At 68.5% G+C, this 19,459-nt stretch carries 15 protein-coding genes and 1 tRNA gene; 11 read left to right on the top strand and 5 right to left on the bottom strand.

Annotation, left to right across the window (positions count from 1 at the left end):
• The first annotated feature begins 140 nt into the window (after positions 1–140).
• From ABT296_RS14440 to ABT296_RS14410, 7 genes are all read left to right on the top strand, one after another.
• The gene (locus ABT296_RS14440) at positions 141–2,438 is read left to right on the top strand and encodes an FdhF/YdeP family oxidoreductase (RefSeq protein WP_351926918.1); all 2,298 of its coding nucleotides are present in this window, start codon (positions 141–143) and stop codon (positions 2,436–2,438) included.
• Between the two features lie 57 nt (positions 2,439–2,495).
• Entirely contained in the window at positions 2,496–2,984 is a 489-nt protein-coding gene (locus ABT296_RS14435; protein ID WP_351926916.1) for a PaaI family thioesterase, read from the top strand.
• Positions 2,985–3,801: 817 nt separating this feature from the next.
• Positions 3,802–5,034 (top strand): branched-chain amino acid ABC transporter substrate-binding protein, encoded by a 1,233-nt coding sequence (locus tag ABT296_RS14430; RefSeq protein ID WP_351926914.1) that lies wholly within the window; start codon positions 3,802–3,804, stop codon positions 5,032–5,034.
• A gap of 148 nt (positions 5,035–5,182) precedes the next feature.
• The gene (locus tag ABT296_RS14425; protein WP_351926912.1) at positions 5,183–6,112 is read left to right on the top strand and encodes a branched-chain amino acid ABC transporter permease; all 930 of its coding nucleotides are present in this window, start codon (positions 5,183–5,185) and stop codon (positions 6,110–6,112) included.
• A gap of 4 nt (positions 6,113–6,116) precedes the next feature.
• Positions 6,117–7,925 (top strand): branched-chain amino acid ABC transporter permease, encoded by a 1,809-nt coding sequence (locus tag ABT296_RS14420; RefSeq protein ID WP_351926910.1) that lies wholly within the window; start codon positions 6,117–6,119, stop codon positions 7,923–7,925.
• A 6-nt stretch (positions 7,926–7,931) separates the two neighbouring features.
• A complete protein-coding gene (locus ABT296_RS14415) occupies positions 7,932–8,888 on the top strand; it encodes an ABC transporter ATP-binding protein (protein ID WP_351926908.1) in 957 nt (318 codons plus the stop codon).
• On the top strand, positions 8,885–9,601 hold the full coding sequence (locus ABT296_RS14410) for an ABC transporter ATP-binding protein (protein WP_351926906.1): 717 nt from the start codon (positions 8,885–8,887) through the stop codon (positions 9,599–9,601). Before ABT296_RS14415 ends, ABT296_RS14410 begins: the two co-directional genes overlap by 4 nt.
• A gap of 67 nt (positions 9,602–9,668) precedes the next feature.
• Here ABT296_RS14410 and ABT296_RS14405 read toward each other — a convergent pair whose 3' ends face one another.
• On the bottom strand, positions 9,669–10,325 hold the full coding sequence (locus ABT296_RS14405) for an ANTAR domain-containing response regulator (protein WP_351926904.1): 657 nt from the start codon (positions 10,323–10,325) through the stop codon (positions 9,669–9,671).
• A 102-nt stretch (positions 10,326–10,427) separates the two neighbouring features.
• Between ABT296_RS14405 and ABT296_RS14400 the strand changes: the two genes are divergently transcribed.
• The 3 genes from ABT296_RS14400 to ABT296_RS14390 all read left to right on the top strand — a co-directional run bounded on the left by ABT296_RS14400 (position 10,428) and on the right by ABT296_RS14390 (position 12,179).
• Positions 10,428–10,502 (top strand) — tRNA-Leu (locus ABT296_RS14400).
• 106 nt (positions 10,503–10,608) lie between these two features.
• Positions 10,609–11,397, top strand: coding sequence for a helix-turn-helix domain-containing protein (locus ABT296_RS14395; RefSeq protein WP_351926902.1), 789 nt, complete (start codon positions 10,609–10,611; stop codon positions 11,395–11,397).
• 23 nt (positions 11,398–11,420) lie between these two features.
• On the top strand, positions 11,421–12,179 hold the full coding sequence (locus ABT296_RS14390; protein WP_351926900.1) for a helix-turn-helix domain-containing protein: 759 nt from the start codon (positions 11,421–11,423) through the stop codon (positions 12,177–12,179).
• 14 nt (positions 12,180–12,193) lie between these two features.
• Here the strand turns inward: ABT296_RS14390 and pyk are convergent, their stop codons facing one another.
• Entirely contained in the window at positions 12,194–13,630 is a 1,437-nt protein-coding gene (pyk, locus tag ABT296_RS14385; protein ID WP_351926898.1) for a pyruvate kinase, read from the bottom strand.
• A 165-nt stretch (positions 13,631–13,795) separates the two neighbouring features.
• Positions 13,796–14,503, bottom strand: a complete 708-nt coding sequence (locus ABT296_RS14380) for an SIMPL domain-containing protein (RefSeq protein WP_351926896.1) — start codon at positions 14,501–14,503, stop codon at positions 13,796–13,798.
• Positions 14,504–14,683: 180 nt separating this feature from the next.
• On the opposite strand from ABT296_RS14380, the gene ABT296_RS14375 reads away from it, so the two are divergent.
• The gene (locus ABT296_RS14375; protein ID WP_351926894.1) at positions 14,684–16,489 is read left to right on the top strand and encodes a bifunctional metallophosphatase/5'-nucleotidase; all 1,806 of its coding nucleotides are present in this window, start codon (positions 14,684–14,686) and stop codon (positions 16,487–16,489) included.
• Positions 16,490–16,520: 31 nt separating this feature from the next.
• On the opposite strand, the gene ABT296_RS14370 is transcribed toward ABT296_RS14375, so the two are convergent.
• Both ABT296_RS14370 and ABT296_RS14365 read right to left on the bottom strand, forming a co-directional pair.
• Positions 16,521–17,930: a lysine N(6)-hydroxylase/L-ornithine N(5)-oxygenase family protein gene (locus ABT296_RS14370; protein ID WP_351926892.1), complete on the bottom strand. Its 1,410-nt coding sequence runs from the start codon at positions 17,928–17,930 to the stop codon at positions 16,521–16,523.
• Positions 17,927–19,357, bottom strand: coding sequence for a pyridoxal phosphate-dependent decarboxylase family protein (locus tag ABT296_RS14365; protein WP_351926890.1), 1,431 nt, complete (start codon positions 19,355–19,357; stop codon positions 17,927–17,929). Before ABT296_RS14365 ends, ABT296_RS14370 begins: the two co-directional genes overlap by 4 nt.
• Positions 19,358–19,459: the final 102 nt, after the last annotated feature.

Here is a 19,459-nt window from a genome sequence, read left to right as displayed (position 1 = left end):
GCCCGCGGCCGGTGCCCCGACCGCCACCGCTCGCGCGCACACTTCGCTTGCGGCCCGCGTCGCCCCCCGCACCGGACGCCGTCACCGACCCGTGCGAGGATCGAAGACGTACCCCTACGCAGCCGTGAGGAGAGCGTGCGATGGCGACGAAGCCGCCCCAGGGTGACCCGGTCCAGGACGCACCGCAGGTCACCGGGAAGCAGCACGCCGCCGCGGGACTCCCCGCCATCGGCCACACCCTGCGCATGGCCCAGCAGCAGATGGGCGTGAAGCGGACCGCCCTGACCCTGCTGCGCGTCAACCAGAAGGACGGCTTCGACTGCCCCGGCTGCGCCTGGCCCGAACCCGAGCACCGGCACACCGCCGAGTTCTGCGAGAACGGCGCCAAGGCCGTCGCCGAGGAGGCCACCCTGCGCCGGGTGACCCCGGAGTTCTTCACCGCGCACTCCGTCACCGACCTCGCCAGCCGCAGCGGCTACTGGCTCGGCCAGCAGGGCCGGCTGACCCACCCCATGTACCTGCCCGAGGGCGGCGACCACTACGAACCGGTCACCTGGGAACGCGCCTTCGACATCGTCGCCGAGGAACTCACCGCGCTCGCCTCCCCCGACGAGGCCCTCTTCTACACCTCCGGCCGCACCAGCAACGAAGCCGCCTTCCTGTACCAGCTGTTCGCCCGCGAGTTCGGCACCAACAACCTCCCCGACTGCTCCAACATGTGCCACGAGTCCTCGGGTTCCGCCCTCAACGAGACCATCGGCATCGGCAAGGGCAGCGTCCTGCTGGAGGACCTCTACCGGGCCGACCTGATCATCGTGGCCGGCCAGAACCCCGGCACCAACCACCCCCGCATGCTCTCCGCGCTGGAGAAGGCCAAGGCCGGCGGCGCCAAGGTCATCAGCGTCAACCCGCTGCCCGAGGCCGGGCTGGAGCGCTTCAAGAACCCGCAGACCGCACAGGGCATGCTCCGCGGCGCCGCGCTCACCGACCTGTTCCTGCAGATCCGCATCGGCGGCGACCAGGCCCTGTTCCGGCTGCTGAACAAGCTGATCCTCGCCGAACAGGAACGCGACCCCGCCTCCGGCGCCGTCGACGAGACCTTCATCCGCGAACACACCCACGGCTACGAGGAGTTCGCCGCCGCCGCCCGCGACGCCGACTGGGACGAGACCCTCACCGCCACCGGACTCACCCGCGAGGAGATCGAGCGGGCGCTGCGGATGGTCCTCGACTCCGAACGGACCATCGTGTGCTGGGCGATGGGCCTCACCCAGCACAAGCACTCCGTGCCGACCATCCGCGAGGTCGTCAACCTCCTGCTGCTGCGCGGCAACATCGGACGGCCCGGCGCCGGCGTCTGCCCGGTCCGCGGCCACTCCAACGTGCAGGGCGACCGCACCATGGGCATCTTCGAACGGCCCGCACCGGCCTTCCTCGACGCCCTGGAGCGGGAGTTCGGGTTCGCGCCCCCGCGCGAACACGGCTACGACGTCGTCGAGGCCATCCGCGCGATGCGCGACGACCGCGCGAAGGTGTTCTTCGCGATGGGCGGCAACTTCGTGTCCGCCTCCCCCGACACCGAGGTCACCGAGGCCGCGATGCGCCGCGCACGGCTCACGGTCCACGTGTCGACCAAGCTGAACCGCTCGCACGCCGTCACCGGCGCGCGGGCCCTGATCCTGCCGACGCTCGGCCGCACCGAACGCGACCTCCAGGACAGCGGCGAGCAGTTCGTGACCGTGGAGGACTCCATGGGCATGGTGCACGCCTCCCGCGGACGCCTCGAACCGGCCGGCACCCACCTGCTGTCCGAGCCCGCGATCGTCTGCCGGCTCGCCCGACGGGTCCTCGGCACGAACAGCCGCGTCCCGTGGGAGGAGTTCGAGAAGGACTACGCCACCGTCCGCGACCGCATCGCACGCGTCATCCCCGGCTTCGAGGACTTCAACACCCGCGTCGCCCACCCCGGCGGGTTCGCCCTGCCGCACGCCCCGCGCGACGAACGCCGGTTCCCCACCGCCACCGGCAAGGCCAACTTCACCGCCGCCCCCGTGGAGTACCCGCACCTGCCCGAGGGACGCCTGCTGCTGCAGACCCTGCGCTCGCACGACCAGTACAACACCACCATCTACGGCCTCGACGACCGCTACCGCGGAATCAGGAACGGCCGCCGCGTCGTCCTGGTCAACCCCGAGGACGCCCGCGCCCTCGGCGTGGCGGACGGCTCCTACGTGGACCTCGTGGGCGAGTGGCGGGACGGCGTCGAACGGCGCGCCCCCGGGTTCCGGATCGTGCACTACCCGACGGCCCGGGGGTGCGCGGCCGCCTACTACCCGGAGACCAACGTGCTCGTACCGCTGGACTCCACCGCGGACACCAGCAACACCCCGGCCAGCAAGTCCGTGATCGTGCGTCTGGAACAATCGGCAACCGACTGAGCGTTTGCTCAGGTGCCGGCGGACGCCGGACCGGATCGACGAACGGAGTCAGGCCCCATGGGCGAGCAGCAGCAGGTGAAGTTCCCGCAGGAGATCATCGACGAGTACGCCGCGCTCGGAGTCGATCTGCCGGCGCTGTTCTCCGCCGGGCACCTCGGCGACCGCATGGGCGTCCAGATCCTGGAGGCCTCCGCCGACCGCGTCGTCGGCACCATGCCCGTCGAGGGCAACACCCAGCCCTACGGCCTCCTGCACGGCGGCGCCTCCGCCGTCCTCGCCGAGACCCTCGGATCGGTCGGCTCCATGCTCCACGGCGGCTCCTCCAAGATCGCCGTCGGCGTCGACCTCAACTGCACCCACCACCGCGGCGTACGATCCGGCCTGGTCACAGGTGTCGCCACCCCCGTGCACCAGGGCCGCTCCACCGCCACGTACGAGATCGTCATCACCGACGAGAACGACAAGCGGGTCTGCACCGCCCGTCTGACCTGCCTCCTGCGCGACGTACGCCCCGGCGACGGAGCCCCTGTCGGCGCCACCGGCTGACCCGCACCCCCTTACGCACCCGGCGAGGCCCGGCCCGACACCCCGGGCCGGGCCTCGCCCCGTCACTCCGGGCGCTACACGCGTAGTCACCCCCGCCACGGCCCGCACACCCTCCCGACCTCCGGCGATCAAGAACGTGTCGCCCCTCGCACCCCGGCCCGCCAACGTCACCACACGGGACCGCCCCGACCTCAAGAAACCCTCAACTCCCGCACCACCAGCGGCAGTTCCCCCAACAGCAAGCCCCTCCCGCCCGGCCCCGACGTCACCCAGCGGGTCACCGGCCCCGCACGCGAGGAGCAACGCGCCCGCACCACCCCGCAACCCCAGTTGACCCCGACCACGGCACAACTCGGCGGAACGCGGCGGAGGTTTCCGTATCCGACTCTTCGGAACTGCCCCTTAATGCCACCCTCCCCCTCCCCGACGTAACGCTGCGTAACACCCGCGCAATACGGGGCCACCACCTCACACCCGGCGACGCAATCCCGAGAGCCCCCCTCCGGCCTCCCCCGCCGGACCCACACCCCCGAACCCGCCCGACCTGGCCCACTGCCAACCGGAAGTGCGGGTTCTCAGAATGCGGACCGAGTGGAAAATCCGCCAAACCGGCCGAGAGCACCCCCCGCCGAAGCCACGGGTCCACCACGTCATAACAAGAGAGTCACAAGGAAGCTCGCCCCGATGCCCAGCTCTACAAACCGGGCTTAGAGTCACGGCCAGTCACCGCTCCATCGGGAGTTCGGTACCAGCGCGGCACCCGCCGCCCCCACCGGGGCGGGCGTGACTGCGGAAAGGACTGATTGTGCGACGTTCCTTGGTGATACTTACCTCCGTCCTCGCGACCGGAGCTCTGTCCCTCACCGCCTGCGGCTCCCGAGACGACAACGGCGGCGGCGACAACAACGGCGGCAGCGAGACCACCACGCTGACCATCGGTGTCGACGCCCCGCTCTCCGGTGAGAACTCCACCACCGGCCTCGGCATCCAGTACGGCGCCCAGATCGCTGTCGACGACGCGAACAAGAACAAGCTCGTCCCCGGCGTCACCTTCAAACTGAAGGCCTACGACGACAAGGCGCAGCCGGCCACCGGCCAGACCAACGCCACCGCCATCACCGGCGACAAGACGGCCGTCGGCGCCGTCGGCCCGCTGAACTCCGGCGTCGCCCAGACCATGCAGCAGGTCTTCGCCTCCGCCAAGATGGTCCAGATCTCCCCGTCCAACACCAACCCCGAGCTCACCCAGGGCAAGGACTGGCAGGGCGAGAAGAAGCGGCCGTTCGACACCTACTTCCGCACGGCCACCACGGACGAGCTCCAGGGCGGCTTCGCCGCGGACTACGCCTACAACGGCCTCAAGAAGAAGAGCGTCTTCGTCGTCGACGACAAGCAGACGTACGGCGCCGGCCTGGCGAAGATCTTCAGCGAGCAGTTCAAGAAGCTCGGTGGCAAGGTCGTCGAGACGGACCACGTCAACACCGGTGACAAGGACTTCGGTTCGCTCGTCACCAAGATCAAGAACTCCAAGGCCGACATCCTCTACTACGGCGGCCAGTACGACGAGTCCGCGCTGCTCACCAAGCAGATGAAGGACGGCGGCGTGAAGATCCCGCTGTTCGGCGGTGACGGCATGTTCGCCACCACCTACATCGAGGCCGGCGGCAAGCCCACCGAGGGCGACCTCGCCACCGCGATCGGTGTCCCCGCCGACACCCTGCCCGCCGCCAAGACGTTCATCGAGACGTACAAGTCCAAGGGCTACAAGGGTGACTACGGCGCCTACGGCGCGTACTCCTACGACGCCACCACCGCCATCATCAAGGCCGTGAAGGCCGTCGTCGACGCCAACGACGGCAAGGTCCCCGGCGACATCAACGACCTGCGCGCCAAGGTCGTCGCCGAGGTTCAGAAGTCCGACTTCGAGGGCCTGTCCGGCAAGGTCTCCTTCGACGAGTACGGCGACACCACCAACAAGCAGCTGACCGTCTACCAGGTCGAGAACGGCGAGTGGAAGGCCGTCAAGACCGGCACCGCCGACCTCGGCTGACCCAGGCAGCCCATCAGCAACGCGGGCCGCGCGGGAGGGGACCCCGACCGCGCGGCCCGTTCTCACACCCACACACGCACAGTTCAGTGCACCCACGACCTTGCACGCGACCAGTGCACACGACATCCAGCGACATGGAGGCCATGCGGTGAACACCCTGCCGCAGCAGCTGGCCAACGGGCTGCTTCTAGGCTCGATGTACGGGCTGATCGCCATCGGCTACACGATGGTGTACGGCATCGTCCAGCTCATCAACTTCGCGCACGGCGAGATCTTCATGACCGGCGCCTTCGGCGCATTCACGGTCTACTTCTACATCCTTCCCGACGGCACCGCGATGGCCGTCGCCGTCCCCCTGATGCTGATAGGCGGCGGCCTCGTCGCCATCCTCATCGCCGTCGGGGCGGAACGGTTCGCCTACCGACCACTGCGCGGAGCACCACGACTGGCACCGCTCATCACCGCGATCGGCCTCTCCCTGGCCCTCCAGGAAGTCGTCCGGAACTTCTACCCCGGCGCCGACCGAGCCATCGCCTTCCCCGGCCTCGACGCCACCCACGAGATCGGCTCCGTCACCATCAAGGACGCCGACATCTTCCTGATCGTCGCCGCCCTCCTGTGCATGGCCTCCCTGGCCTTCTTCGTCCGCAAGAGCCGCACCGGCCGCGCCATGCAGGCCACCGCCCAGGACCCGGACACCGCCCAGCTCATGGGCATCGACACCAACCGCATCATCGTGATCGCCTTCGCGATCGGCGGCTTCTTCGCCGCCGTCGCCGCAGTCGCCTACGGCCTGAAGTACGGCAACATCGACTACCGCATGGGCTTCCTCATGGGCCTCAAGGCGTTCACCGCGGCCGTCCTCGGCGGCATCGGCAACATCTACGGCGCCATGCTCGGCGGCCTCGTCCTCGGCGTCGCCGAGACCCTCGCCTCCGCCTACATCGACGAGATCCCCGGCATGCAGCAGCTCGGCGGCCAGAGCTGGGCCAACGTCTGGGCCTTCGGCCTCCTCATCCTCGTACTCCTGGTCAGGCCACAGGGCCTGCTCGGCGAGCGCGTCGCGGACAGGGCGTGATCACGTGACCGAGATCAAGAAGACGACCCCGGACACCGAAGCGGCCCCCGCAGCCCCCGCCACCCGCGGCCTGCTCCCCTTCCCGCTCGCCACCGCACGCGCCCTCCTCCTCGCAGGCGGCATCGCCACCGCGGCCTCCGCCTTCCTCGCCTGGACCTGGACCTCCGAGTTCCCCGGCGACCTCACCTACTACGGCTACCCCGGCGGCCTCCAGTGGCTGACCTTCGTCGCCGGCCTCCTCACCACGCTCTTCGCGCTCTCCGCGTACGGCGTCCGCGGCCTCGGCTGGCTCCTGCCCGCCAAGAACAACTCGCCGCTCACGCTCACCGCACTCGGCGGCCTCGCCACCACCTGGTTCACCGTCATCTCGATCTGCGTCGAGCTCGGCGGAGTCGTCAACCTGGAGCCCGGCGGCTACATCGCCGCCATCGCCTCCCTGCTGCCGGTCCTCGGCGCCCTCTCCCTGCCCGAGCAGCTCGGCGAGAACACCAAGGACAACCTCAAGGCCTACGTCACCAAGGCCGAGCGGATCCCCGCCGCGAAGCCCCTCGCCCCCTGGGCGGAGCGGGCCGTCATCACCGCGGTCACCGCACTCGGCCTCTTCGTCTTCACCTACGGCATCGACACCGAGTACGGCGAACTCTTCGTCGGCTACCTGATCCTGGTCACCTTCTCCCTGTGGGCCCTGCACGCCGGCGGCGTACTCGACCACTTCTCCCGGATCGTCGCCCACAACCGCAGCTTCACGCTCGCCATGGGCTTCGTCGCCGCCATCGCGTTCCCCTTCACCCAGACCGACGACCACTACGCCAACCTCGGCGTGAACATCCTGATCTTCGGAACGGTCGCCCTCGGTCTGAACATCGTCGTCGGCCTCGCCGGCCTGCTCGACCTCGGCTACGTCGCCTTCCTCGGCGTCGGCGCCTACACCGCCGCCCTGGTCTCCGGCTCCGAGTTCTCCCGCTTCTCCGGCGTCCAGTTCCCCTTCTGGGCCGCCGCCCTCACCGGCGCCGCAGCCTCCCTGCTGTTCGGTGTGCTCATCGGCGCCCCGACCCTGCGACTGCGCGGCGACTACCTCGCCATCGTCACCCTCGGCTTCGGTGAGATCTTCCGCATCGCCGTCAACAACATGGACGGCGACTCCGGCCCCGACATCACCAACGGCCCCAACGGCATCCCGTCCATCCCCGACCTGAACTTCTTCGGGTTCAACATGGGCGAATCGCACGACATCGCAGGCTTCACCCTCGGCCGCTTCGCCAACTACTACCTGCTGATGGTGCTGATCATGGCCATCGTCGTCCTCGTCTACACGCGCGCCGCGGACTCCCGCATCGGCCGCTCCTGGATCGCCATCCGCGAGGACGAGACCGCCGCCACCGCCATGGGCATCAACGGCTTCCGGGTCAAGCTCGTCGCCTTCGCCCTCGGCGCCGCCCTCGCCGGCCTCGCCGGCACCGTCAGCGCCCACGTCACGTACTCCGTCGTCCCGACGCCGTACCAGTTCGCCGGCTCCACCCCGCCCAACTCGGCGTTCCTGCTCGCGGCCGTCGTCCTCGGCGGCATGGGCACCGTCGCCGGCCCGCTCCTCGGCGCCGCACTGCTCTACCTCCTCCCGGAGAAGCTCAACTTCCTCCAGGAGAAGTCGCTGCTCGCCTTCGGCATCGCGCTGGTGCTGCTGATGCGCTTCCGCCCGGAAGGCATCATCGCCAACCGCCGCCAGCAGCTCGAATTCCACGAGACCGGCCAACTCGACGTACCACAACAAGCGACGCTGACCGACGAACCGGCCGTCACCAAGGCAGGGGCGTAACGAACCATGACGACACCTGTACTCGAAGCACGCGGCGTCACCATGCGCTTCGGCGGCCTCACCGCCGTCCGCTCGGTCGACTTCACCGTCAACGCAGGCGAAATCGTCGGCCTCATCGGCCCCAACGGCGCCGGCAAGACCACCTTCTTCAACTGCCTCACGGGCCTGTACGTCCCCACCGAGGGAACGGTCTCCTACAAGGGCACGGTCCTGCCGCCCAAGCCGCACCTGGTCACCAAGGCCGGCATCGCCCGCACCTTCCAGAACATCCGCCTCTTCGCCAACATGACGGTCCTCGAGAACGTCCTCGTCGGCCGCCACACCCGCACCAAGGAAGGCCTCTGGTCGGCACTCCTGCGCGGACCCGGCTTCAAGAAGGCGGAAGCGGCCAGCGAGGAACGAGCCATGGAACTCCTCGAGTTCATCGGCCTCGCCCACAAGCGCGACCACCTCTCCCGCAACCTCCCCTACGGCGAGCAGCGCAAGCTCGAGATCGCCCGCGCCCTCGCCTCCGACCCCGGCCTGCTGCTCCTCGACGAGCCCACGGCCGGTATGAACCCCCAGGAGACGCGGGCCACCGAGGAACTCGTCTTCGCCATCCGCGACAAGGGCATCGCCGTCCTCCTCATCGAGCACGACATGCGCTTCGTCTTCAACCTCAGCGACCGCGTCGCCGTCCTCGTCCAGGGCGAGAAGCTCGTCGAGGGCACCTCCGAGGTCGTCCAGGCCGACGAGCGCGTCGTCGCCGCCTACCTGGGCGAGCCCTTCGAGGGCGCGCCCGGCGCCGCCGAGGCAGCCGAGGTCGAGGCCGCCGAAGCCGGCACCGCCACCCCGGCCGCGGAGACCACGGACGAGACCGAGACCGAGTCCGAGGACTCCGCCGAGGCCACGGACTCCGCCGACAACGACGCCACCGAGGACGAGGCGCCGAGCACCACCAGCACCAAGGGAGAAGCCCAGTGACCGCACTGCTAGAGGTCGAGGACCTCAGGGTCTCCTACGGCAAGATCGAAGCCGTCAAGGGCATCTCCTTCAGCGTCGAAGCAGGCCAGGTCGTCACCCTCATCGGCACCAACGGCGCCGGCAAGACCACGACCCTGCGCACCCTCTCCGGCCTGCTCAAGCCCACCTCCGGGAAGATCCTGTTCGACGGCCAGCCCCTCACCGGCGTCGCCGCCCACAAGATCGTCGCACTGGGCCTCGCCCACTCCCCCGAAGGCCGGCACATCTTCCCGCGCCTCACCATCTTCGAGAACCTCCAGCTCGGCGCCTTCCTCCGCAAGGACAAGGACGGCATCGAGAAGGACATCCAGAAGGCGTACGACCTGTTCCCCATCCTCGGAGAGCGCCGCAACCAGGCGGCCGGCACCCTCTCCGGCGGTGAACAGCAGATGCTCGCCATGGGCCGCGCCCTCATGTCGCAGCCCAAGCTGCTCATGCTCGACGAGCCCTCCATGGGCCTCTCCCCGATCATGATGCAGAAGATCATGGCGACCATCGCCGAGCTCAAGTCCCAGGGCACCACCATCCTGCTCGTCGAGCAGAACGCCCAGGCGGCGCTCTCCCTCGCCGACCAGGGCCACGTCATGGAGGTCGGCAACATCGTCCTGTCCGGCACCGGCCAGGACCTCCTCCACGACGAGTCGGTCCGCAAGGCCTACCTCGGCGAGGACTGATCCCCCATCCACGGCGAAGGCCCGCACCCCCCACGGGGTGCGGGCCTTCGCCGTACACACTCGGAACTCAGTCCTTCGCGGCCTTCTTCTCCGCCGCGTCCTGAATGACCGCCTCGGCAACCTGCTGCATCGACATCCGCCGGTCCATCGACGTCTTCTGGATCCACCGGAACGCCGCCGGCTCGCTCAGCCCGTACTCCGTCTGCAACACCGACTTCGCGCGGTCCACCAGCTTGCGCGTCTCCAGGCGCTGGGTGAGGTCGGCGACCTCCTTCTCCAGCTCCCTCAGCTCCGTGAACCGCGACACCGCCATCTCGATCGCCGGCACCACGTCACTCTTGCTGAACGGCTTCACCAGGTACGCCATCGCACCGGCGTCCCGCGCCCGCTCCACCAGGTCGCGCTGCGAGAACGCGGTCAGCATCAGCACCGGGGCGATGCTCTCCTCCGCGATCTTCTCCGCGGCGGAGATACCGTCCATCTTCGGCATCTTCACATCGAGGATGACGAGATCGGGCCGGTGCTCCCGGGCCAGCTCGATCGCCTGCTCACCGTCACCGGCCTCGCCCACGACGGAGTAGCCCTCTTCTTCGAGCATCTCTTTGAGGTCGAGCCGGATCAGCGCTTCGTCCTCGGCGATGACGACACGGGTCGTCAGCGGAGGCACGTGCGACTTGTCGTCGTCGGGCACGTCTACGGGCTGGGGCGACTCGGGGGCGGTCACTTGGGGCTCCTCGTTCAGGGGCAGGGGTGCTGCTCCCAAGAGCCTACCTAGCTGCGGTATGGTGGGTCCGCCTGGGGGTTGTGATTCCCCTGCTTTTCTAAGGCCCCAGTACTCCAACCGGTTAGAGAGGCCGCTCTCAAACAGCGGACAGTGTGGGTTCGAATCCCACCTGGGGCACTTTTCCTTGGATTCCAAGGTCGGCATTGGCAAGCGGATGTCCACATTCTCGTGAACATCCGCTTTTTGCTGCGTGCCGCGGGCGCACCTTTAACAGGGTGTGCACATGAACTCCTATGGCACTCAAGTGCGACAGAGGGCACTGACACTCCTGCGTGACGGAATGAGCAATGCCGACGTGGCGCGCGGTCTCAAGGTGCCCGTCGGAACGATCAGCTACTGGAAGCACCTGGACCGCGCGAAACGCGGCGAGTGTCCCGGCGCGCACGATCCGAAATGCCCCCGGTGCGACGGGCGGGAACTCGACGAGTCGGCCTACAGCTATCTTCTCGGCCTCTACCTCGGCGACGGTCACATCAGCCAGTACGCGGGGCATCGCGTACCGAATCTGATGATCACCTGCGCCGACTCCTGGCCCGGCCTGATGAACGACTGCGAGCAGGCCATGCGCGCGGTCTTCCCGGGCAACTCCGTATGCCGCGTCCGCAAGACCGGCTGTCACAACGTGAAGGTGTACTCGAAGCACCTGCACTGCCTGTTCCCACAGCACGGTCCCGGCAAGAAGCACGAGCGCCGAATCACGCTCAAACCCTGGCAGCAGCGCATCGTCGACGCCCACCCATGGGAGTTCATCCGTGGGCTCATCCACTCCGACGGATGCCGCGTCATCAACTGGACCACTCGCCTCGTAGCGGGAGAGCGCAAGCGCTACGACTATCCGCGGTACTTCTTCGCCAACAAGTCCGACGACATCCGGAAGCTCTTCGCGGACACCCTCGACAAGGTCGGTGTCGAGTGGACGACCCTGGCGCGCGGCAGCGACCCGTTCAACATCTCCGTCGCCCGCAAAGCCTCGGTAGCCCTCCTGGACCTCCATGTCGGCCCCAAGCACTGAACCCCGTCATCAGGGGTGTGCGTATGTACAACCGGAGCACCCGCGAGCAAGCCCTGGCTCTGCTGGCACAGGGCCGCAGCCTGAACTCCGTGAGCAAGGAGACCGGCATATCCCGGGCCGCAATTCGCTCATGGCAGAACCGAATCGACCCGCTGCCCCGCATACAGCAGACCCCTTGCGCCCGCTGCGGCCCCGCGCCGGAGCCGCCTGCCGACAAAGCCGCGTACAGCTATCTGCTCGGCCTGTATCTGGGTGACGGCTGCATCAGCCCTTCCAAGGCGGGCCATTACCTGCGCATCGCCTGCGCCGACGCCTGGCCCGGCCTCATCGAGGCGTGCGCAGCGGCGGTCGCGGCGGTCAATCCGAGTGGACGGGCGAGCCGGGTCCAGGCTGTCGGCTGCACGTCCGTGGTCGGGTACAGCAGGCACTGGCCCTGCCTGTTCCCCCAGCACGGCCCCGGCAAGAAGCACGAGCGTCGGATCGCGCTCGAACCCTGGCAGCAGGACCTGGTCGACGCTCATCCATGGGAGTTCGTCCGAGGACTCATTCACTCCGACGGAAGCCGGATCACCAACTGGACCACGCGAACCGTCGGCGGTGAGCCCAAGCGCTACGAATACCCGCGGTACTTCTTCACCAACGTCTCCGACGACATCCGTCGGCTCCACACCGACACCCTGGACGGACTCGGCGTCCCATGGACGCGTTCGTCGCACAACATCTCCGTGGCCAGGAAGGCGTCCGTCGCCCTCCTGGACCTTCATGTCGGTGCCAAGCACTGAGCCCGCACCGACGGCTACTTGGGGCTGTCGTCCTCGCCGATGTGGTGGACGCGGACGAGGTTGGTGGAGCCGGAGACGCCGGGGGGTGAGCCCGCCGTGATGACGACGATGTCGCCCTTTCTGCAGCGGCCGTACTTGAGGAGGAGTTCGTCGACCTGGTCGACCATCGCGTCGGTGGAGTCGACGTGCGGGCCGAGGAAGGTCTCCACGCCCCAGGTGAGGTTGAGCTGGGAGCGGGTGGCCGGTTCGGGGGTGAAGGCGAGGAGCGGGATGGGTGAGCGGTAGCGGGAGAGGCGGCGGACGGTGTCGCCGGACTGGGTGAAGGCGACGAGGTACTTGGCGCCGAGGAAGTCGCCCATCTCGGCGGCGGCGCGGGCGACGGCGCCGCCCTGGGTGCGGGGTTTGTTGCGTTCGGTGAGTGGGGGCAGGCCCTGGGCGAGGAGGTCTTCCTCGGCGGCTTCGACGATGCGGGACATGGTGCGGACGGTTTCGATGGCGTATTTGCCGACGCTGGTCTCGCCGGAGAGCATCACCGCGTCCGTGCCGTCGATCACCGCGTTGGCGACGTCGCTGGCCTCGGCCCTGGTAGGGCGGGAGTTCTCGATCATGGAGTCGAGCATCTGGGTGGCGACGATGACGGGTTTGGCGTTGCGCTTGGCGAGTTTGACGGCGCGCTTCTGGACGATGGGGACCTGTTCCAGGGGCATTTCGACGCCGAGGTCGCCGCGGGCGACCATGATGCCGTCGAAGGCGGCGACGATGTCGTCGATGTTGTCGACGGCCTGGGGTTTTTCGATCTTGGCGATGACGGGGAGGCGGCGGCCTTCCTCGTCCATGATGCGGTGGACGTCGTCGATGTCGCGGCCGCTGCGGACGAAGGAGAGGGCGATGACGTCGAATCCGGTGCGCAGGGCCCAGCGGAGGTCTGCTTCGTCCTTGTCGGAGAGGGCGGGGACGGAGACGGCGACGCCGGGGAGGTTGAGGCCCTTGTGGTCGGAGACCATGCCGCCTTCGACGACGGTGGTGCGGACGCGGGGGCCGTCGACCGCGGTGACTTCGAGGCAGACCTTGCCGTCGTCGACGAGGATGCGTTCGCCGGGGGTGACGTCGGTGGCGAGGCCGGCGTAGGTGGTTCCGCAGGTTTCGCGGTCGCCTTCGGCGCCTTCCTCGACGGTGATGGTGAAGGTGTCGCCGCGTTCAAGGAGTACGGGTCCTTCGGTGAAGCGGCCGAGGCGGATCTTCGGGCCTTGAAGGTCGGCGAGGAGGCCGACGCTGCGGCCGATCTCGTCGGAGGCCTTTCGTACGCGGTGGTAGCGCTCCTCGTGTTCGGCGTGTTCGCCGTGGCTGAGGTTGAAGCGGGCGACGTCCATTCCGGCTTCGACCAGTTCCTTGATCTGGTCGTACGAGTCGGTGGCGGGGCCCAGAGTGCAGACGATCTTTGCTCGGCGCATGTTTCGAGCCTATGTCTTACCGGTGGGTAGTGAATTGGTGGTGCATGACCACCCAACAACCTTTTCGTGAAGGGCTATTGACAAGTGTTGAATTGTGCAGGGGGGCGCTCCGATGAGCATTCGATTTTCGACTGGGTTTTCTTGAAATGCCCCGAGGACCCGGGTTCACAGTCGTGGGGGTGCCATGGTGAAGCGGGCGTTGACTTCGGCGTGGACGTGTTGGCGCTGGGGTTCGAGGTCGAGGGCGGCGGGGGTGTCTTCGGCGGCTTCGGAGTAGGCCATGGTGCGCATGCGGTGGTGGGCGGGGGCCATGTGAGGGGTGTCCTCGGTGCCGAGGTCGGCGAGTTCGAGGAGTGCGGTGAGTGTGGTGCCGAGTGCTTCGGCGTATTCGCGGGCGCGCTGTACGGCGTCCTGGACGGCTTGCGCGCGTGCTCGGCGGTGGGTGGGTGAGTCGGGGCGCAGGTCCCACCAGGGGCCGTCGACGCGGGTGAGGGTCAAGTCGGCGAGTCGGGTGGTGAGTTCGCCGAGGGCGGTGAAGTCGGTGAGTTCGGCGGTGAGGTGGACGGTGCCGTGGTGGGTGCGGATGCGTTCGCCGCGGCCGTGTTGGGTGAGTTCGGGGCTGATGGAGACGGTGCCGGTTTCGATGTGCCGTACGGCGTCGCCGTAGGACCTGATGAGGTCGAGGGTGTGGGTGTTGCGGTGGGTGAGGTCGTCGAGGGTGGTGCGGCGGTCTTTGCCGCGTGAGGTGAGGGTGATGCCGATGCGGGCGATTTCGGGGTCGACTTCGAGGTGGGCTTCGCCCCGGACGGTGAGGCGGGGGGCTTCGGGGGTGCCGTAGGGGGTTGGGGGCGGGGCTTCTCGGGGTGTGGTCATACGTCCCACTGTGTCAGTTCTTGTTGGGTTCCGGTCCGGTGGATTCACAGGTTCGGTCACCAGATCGCAACGTCGTGGGCCTGTTGCCGGTCGTTTGGGCGCGTCAGAATCTACGCGCGTCGGTCCCGGACCTGTCCGGGGTCTACGCGCGTCATGAACCATCCGGAGGAGAGCCCAGACATGCCCCTGAACCGTCGGAAGTTCCTGAAGAAGTCGGCTGTGACCGGAGCGGGGGTCGCCTTCGCCGGTGCCGTGTCGGCTCCGGCGGCGCAGGCCGCGGAGTCGAAGAAGGGTCCGAAGCCGGTGAAGCGGTATGCGCTGACGGTCATGGGCACCACCGATCTGCACGGCAACATCTTCAACTGGGACTACTTCAAGGACGCGGAGTACTCCGACGCGAAGGGCAACGCCAAGGGTCTGGCCCGGGTGGCCACGCTGGTGGAGCAGGTCCGTGCGGAGAAGGGCCGTGCCAACACCCTGTTGATCGACGCGGGTGACACGATCCAGGGCACGCCGCTGACGTACTACTACGCGAAGGTCGACCCGATCACCGCTCCGGGTGGCCCGGTTCACCCGATGGCGCAGGCGATGAACGCGATCGGGTACGACGCGGTGGCGCTCGGCAACCACGAGTTCAACTACGGCATCGAGACGCTGCGCAAGTTCGAGGAGCAGTGCGACTTCCCGCTGCTGGGTGCGAACGCGTTGGACGCGAAGACGTTGAAGCCGGCGTTCCCGCCGTTCTTCATGAAGACGTTCCGGGTGAAGGGCGCGCCGCCGGTGAAGGTGGCGGTGCTGGGGCTGACGAACCCGGGTATCGCGATCTGGGACAAGGCGTATGTGCAGGGGAAGATGACGTTCCCGGGTCTTGAGGAGCAGGCGGCGAAGTGGGTGCCGAAGCTGCGGTCGATGGGTGCGGACGTGGTGATCGTGTCGGCGCACTCGGGTTCCTCGGGTACGTCCTCCTACGGTGACCAGTTGCCGTACATCGAGAACTCGGCGGCTCTGGTGGCTCAGCAGGTTCCGGGTATCGACGCGATCCTGGTGGGTCACGCGCACACGGAGATCGCGGAGTTGAAGGTGACGAACGAGCGGACCGGGAAGACGGTCGTGCTGTCGGAGCCTCTGTGTTACGCGCAGCGGTTGTCGTTGTTCGACATCGAGTTGGTGTTCCGCAAGGGCTGCTGGTCGGTGGAGTCGGTGGCGGCGAGTGTGCGTGACTCGAAGACGGTCGCCGACGATCCGAAGATCGCCAGGCTGTTGCAGGACGAGCACGACATCGTGGTGGAGTACGTCAACCAGGTGGTCGGTACGGCGACGGCGACGCTGACGACGGTGGAGGCCCGGTACAAGGACGCGCCGATCATCGACCTGATCACCAGGGTCCAGGAGGACGTGGTCAGGGCCGGGCTGGCGGGCACCGAGTACGCGGCGCTGCCGGTGATCGCGCAGGCGTCGCCGTTCTCGCGGACGTCGGCGATCCCGGCGGGCGAGGTGACCATCCGGGATCTGTCGAGCCTGTACGTGTACGACAACACGCTGGTCGCGAAGTTGCTGACGGGTGCGCAGGTGAAGGCGTACCTGGAGTACTCGGCGGAGTACTTCGTGCAGACGGCGGCCGGTGCGGCTGTGGACGTGGAGAAGCTGACGAACGCGGGTGGCCGTCCGGACTACAACTACGACTACGTGTCGGGGCTGTCGTACGACATCGACATCGCTCAGCCGGCGGGTTCCCGGATCAGGAACCTGACCTATGGCGGGGCGGCGCTGGACGAGGCGCAGCGGTTCGTGTTCGCGGTGAACAACTACCGGGCGAACGGTGGTGGCGCGTTCCCGCATGTGGCGTCGGCGCAGGAGCTGTGGTCGGAGTCGACGGAGATCCGTACGCGGATCGCCGAGTGGGTGACGGCGAAGGGTGTGCTGGATCCGGCTGAGTTCGCCTCGGTGGACTGGAAGCTGACGCGGGACGGTGTGCCGGTGTTCTAGTCGGTGGGTCCCGCGGGGCCTTCGGGGAGCCTCAGATCCCGTCCAGCAGTGGTGTCAGTGCCTTCGGGCGGCGCGCGGACGGGATCTGGGGCTGTCGTGTTTCCAGGCCGAAGTGGGTGAAGGCGGTGCGGGTGGGGAGGGGGTAGGGGTTGTTGCCGGTGAGGGTGTTGAGGATGGTGGCGCCGCGCCAGGCGGCGAGGCCGAGGTCGGGGGTGCCGACGCCGTGGGTGTGGCGTTCGGCGTTCTGGACGTAGATGTGGCAGCCGGCTCCGGTGACGGCTGGGTCGAGGTCGAGTCGGAACTGTGCGTCGACGCGGGGGCGGTCGCGGCTGTCGCGGCGGAGGTAGGGGTCGAGTCCGGCGAGGAGGCGGTCGAGGGGGCGTTCGCGGTAGCCGGTGGCGAGGATGACGGCGTCGGTGGTGAGTCGGTCGCGGGTGTTCTGTTCGGTGTGTTCGAGGTGGAGTTCGATGCGGGTGTTGGCGATGCGGCCTGCGGTGCGGACGTGGACGCCGGGGGTGAGGCGGGTGTCGGGCCAGCCGCCGTGGAGGGTGCGTCGGTAGAGCTCGTCGTGGATGGCGGTGAGGGTGTCGGTGTCGATGCCCTTGTGGAGTTGCCATTGGGTGGTGTTGAGGCGGTCGCGGACGGGTTCGGTGAGGGCGTGGAAGTAGCGGGTGTAGTCGGGGGTGAAGTGTTCGAGGCCGAGTTTGGAGTACTCCATGGGGGCGAAGGCGTGGGTGCGGCCGATCCAGGTGAGGCGTTCTTGGCCGGTGGGGCGGGCGCGGAGCAGGTCGAGGAAGATCTCGGCTCCGGACTGTCCTGATCCGACGACGGTGATGTGGCCGGCGTTGAGGAGTTCGGCGCGGTGGTGGAGGTAGTGGGCGGCGTGGTGGACGGGTACGCCGGGGGCGTCGGCGAGGGGTTTGAGCGGGTCGGGTACGTAGGGCTCGGTGCCGATGCCGAGGACGATGTTGCGGGTGTGGGTGCGGCCGAGGGCTTCGGCTTCGCCGTCGGTGTCGAGTTGGGTGAAGTCGACTTCGAAGAGGTCGCGTTCGGGGTTGAAGCGGACGGCGTCGACCTGGTGGCCGAAGTGGAGGGCGGGGAGGTTCTGCGATACCCAGCGGCAGTAGGCGTCGTATTCGGCGCGGTGGGTGTGGAAGCGCTCGGCGAAGTAGAAGGGGAAGAGGCGGTCGCGGGTTCTGAGGTAGTTGAGGAAGGTCCAGGGGCTGGTGGGGTCGGCGAGGGTGACGAGGTCGGCGAGGAAGGGGACTTGGACGGTGGTGCCTTCGATGAGGAGGCCGGGGTGCCAGTCGAAGGTGGGGCGCTGGTCGTAGAAGACGGCGTCGAGTTCGGTGAGGGGGTGGGCGAGGGCGGCGAGGGAGAGGTTGAAGGGGCCGATGCCGATGCCGACGAGGTCGCGGGGGGTTTCGGGGGTGGGGTTCATCGGGGGGTGGTTCTTTCTGCGAGTTCGAGCAGGGTGGTGAGGTCGCTCGGGTGGGTGTGGGGGTTGAGGAGGGTGGCTTTGAGCCAGAGTCGGCCGTCGAGGTGGGCGCGGCCGAGGACGGCTTGTCCGTCGGTGAGGAGGTGGCGTCGTAGGGCGGCGACGGTGTCGTCGGTGGCGGCTGCCGGCCGGAAGAGGACGGTGCTGAGGGTGGGCCGGTGGTGGAGTTCGAAGCGGGGGTGGGCGTCGATGAGGTCGGCGAGTTCGGCCGCGCGGTCGCAGACCTGGTCGACGAGGTGTCCGATGCCTTGGCGGCCGAGGGTTTTGAGGGTGGCGGCGATTTTGAGGATGTCGGGGCGGCGGGTGGTGCGGGGGGAGCGGGCGAGGAGGTCGGGGAGGCCGGCTTCGGTGTCGTCGTCGGCGTTGAGGTAGTCGGCCTGTTGGTGGAGGGCTTGCAGGTCGGTGGGGTCGCGGACGACGAGGAGGCCGGCGGCGACGGGTTGCCAGCCGAGTTTGTGCAGGTCGAGGGTGATGGTGGCGGCGGTGTGGAGGCCGTTGAGGAGGTGGCGGCGGCGGTCGCTGAAGAGGAGGCCGCCGCCGTATGCGGCGTCGATGTGCAGGCGGGCGTGGTGGCGGGCGCAGACGGCGGCGAGGGCGGGGAGGGGGTCGATGTGGCCGGCGTCGGTGGTGCCCGCGGTGGCGGCGACGAGGTGGGGGCCCGGTAGCCGGGTGAGGGTTGCGTCGAGGGTCGTGGGGTCGAGGGTGCCGGTGGGGGCGGGTACGGCGACGGGTTCGGGGAGGCCGAGGAGCCAGGCTGCTCTGGGGAGGGAGTGGTGGGCGTTGGTGCCGTGGATGAGGCGTACGCCGGGGTGGGTCTCGCGGGCGAGGAGCAGGGCGAGTTGGTTGGACTCGGTGCCGCCGGTGGTGACGAGGGCGTCGGGGGTCGGCCCGGTGTCGGCCCTGGGGTTTCCGTCGGGGTCTCCCCCGGCGCCTTTGGCACGGTCGCGCCCGGGGTTCAGGGTGAGCCGGGCGAGTTCGCGGGTGAGGAGGGTTTCGAGTTCCGAGGCGGCGGGGGCCTGGTCCCAGGAGTCGAGGGAGGGGTTGAGGGCGCTGGCGGCGAGGTCTGCGGCGGTGGCGACGGCGAGGGGTGGGCAGTGCAGGTGGGCCGCGCAGAGGGGGTGGGCGGGGTCCGCCGAGCCTTCGGTGACGGCGCGCACGAGGGTGTAGAGGGCGTCGGGGTCGCCTTGCTCGGGGAGGATCTCGCCGAGGGCGTGGCGCAGGCGTGCGGCGACGGTGTCGGGTCCGCCGGCGGGGAGTGGTCCGCCGCGGGCGTGGGTGCCGTCGTGGAGGGCGGTGAGGACGGTGTCGAGCAGCGGCCTCAGGGCGTGGGGGCCTTGGGGGCCCGAGGCGAGGGGTGGCGGCGTGCTCATGAGGTCCAGCTTGTACGCCGTTGCCGTGTGGTGTCCGAAAAGCCCGGCGAGCGAACCCGAAAGGGGGTAGTTCGGGTGCCCGGGAGGGGCCGTGCCGGCCCC

It is taken from the genome of Streptomyces sp. NPDC000983 (genome assembly GCF_040299205.1).
In the GTDB taxonomy this organism is placed as follows: domain Bacteria; phylum Actinomycetota; class Actinomycetes; order Streptomycetales; family Streptomycetaceae; genus Streptomyces.
Note: the sequence above shows the minus strand (reverse complement) of the source record. Positions and strands in the feature narration are given on the sequence as shown.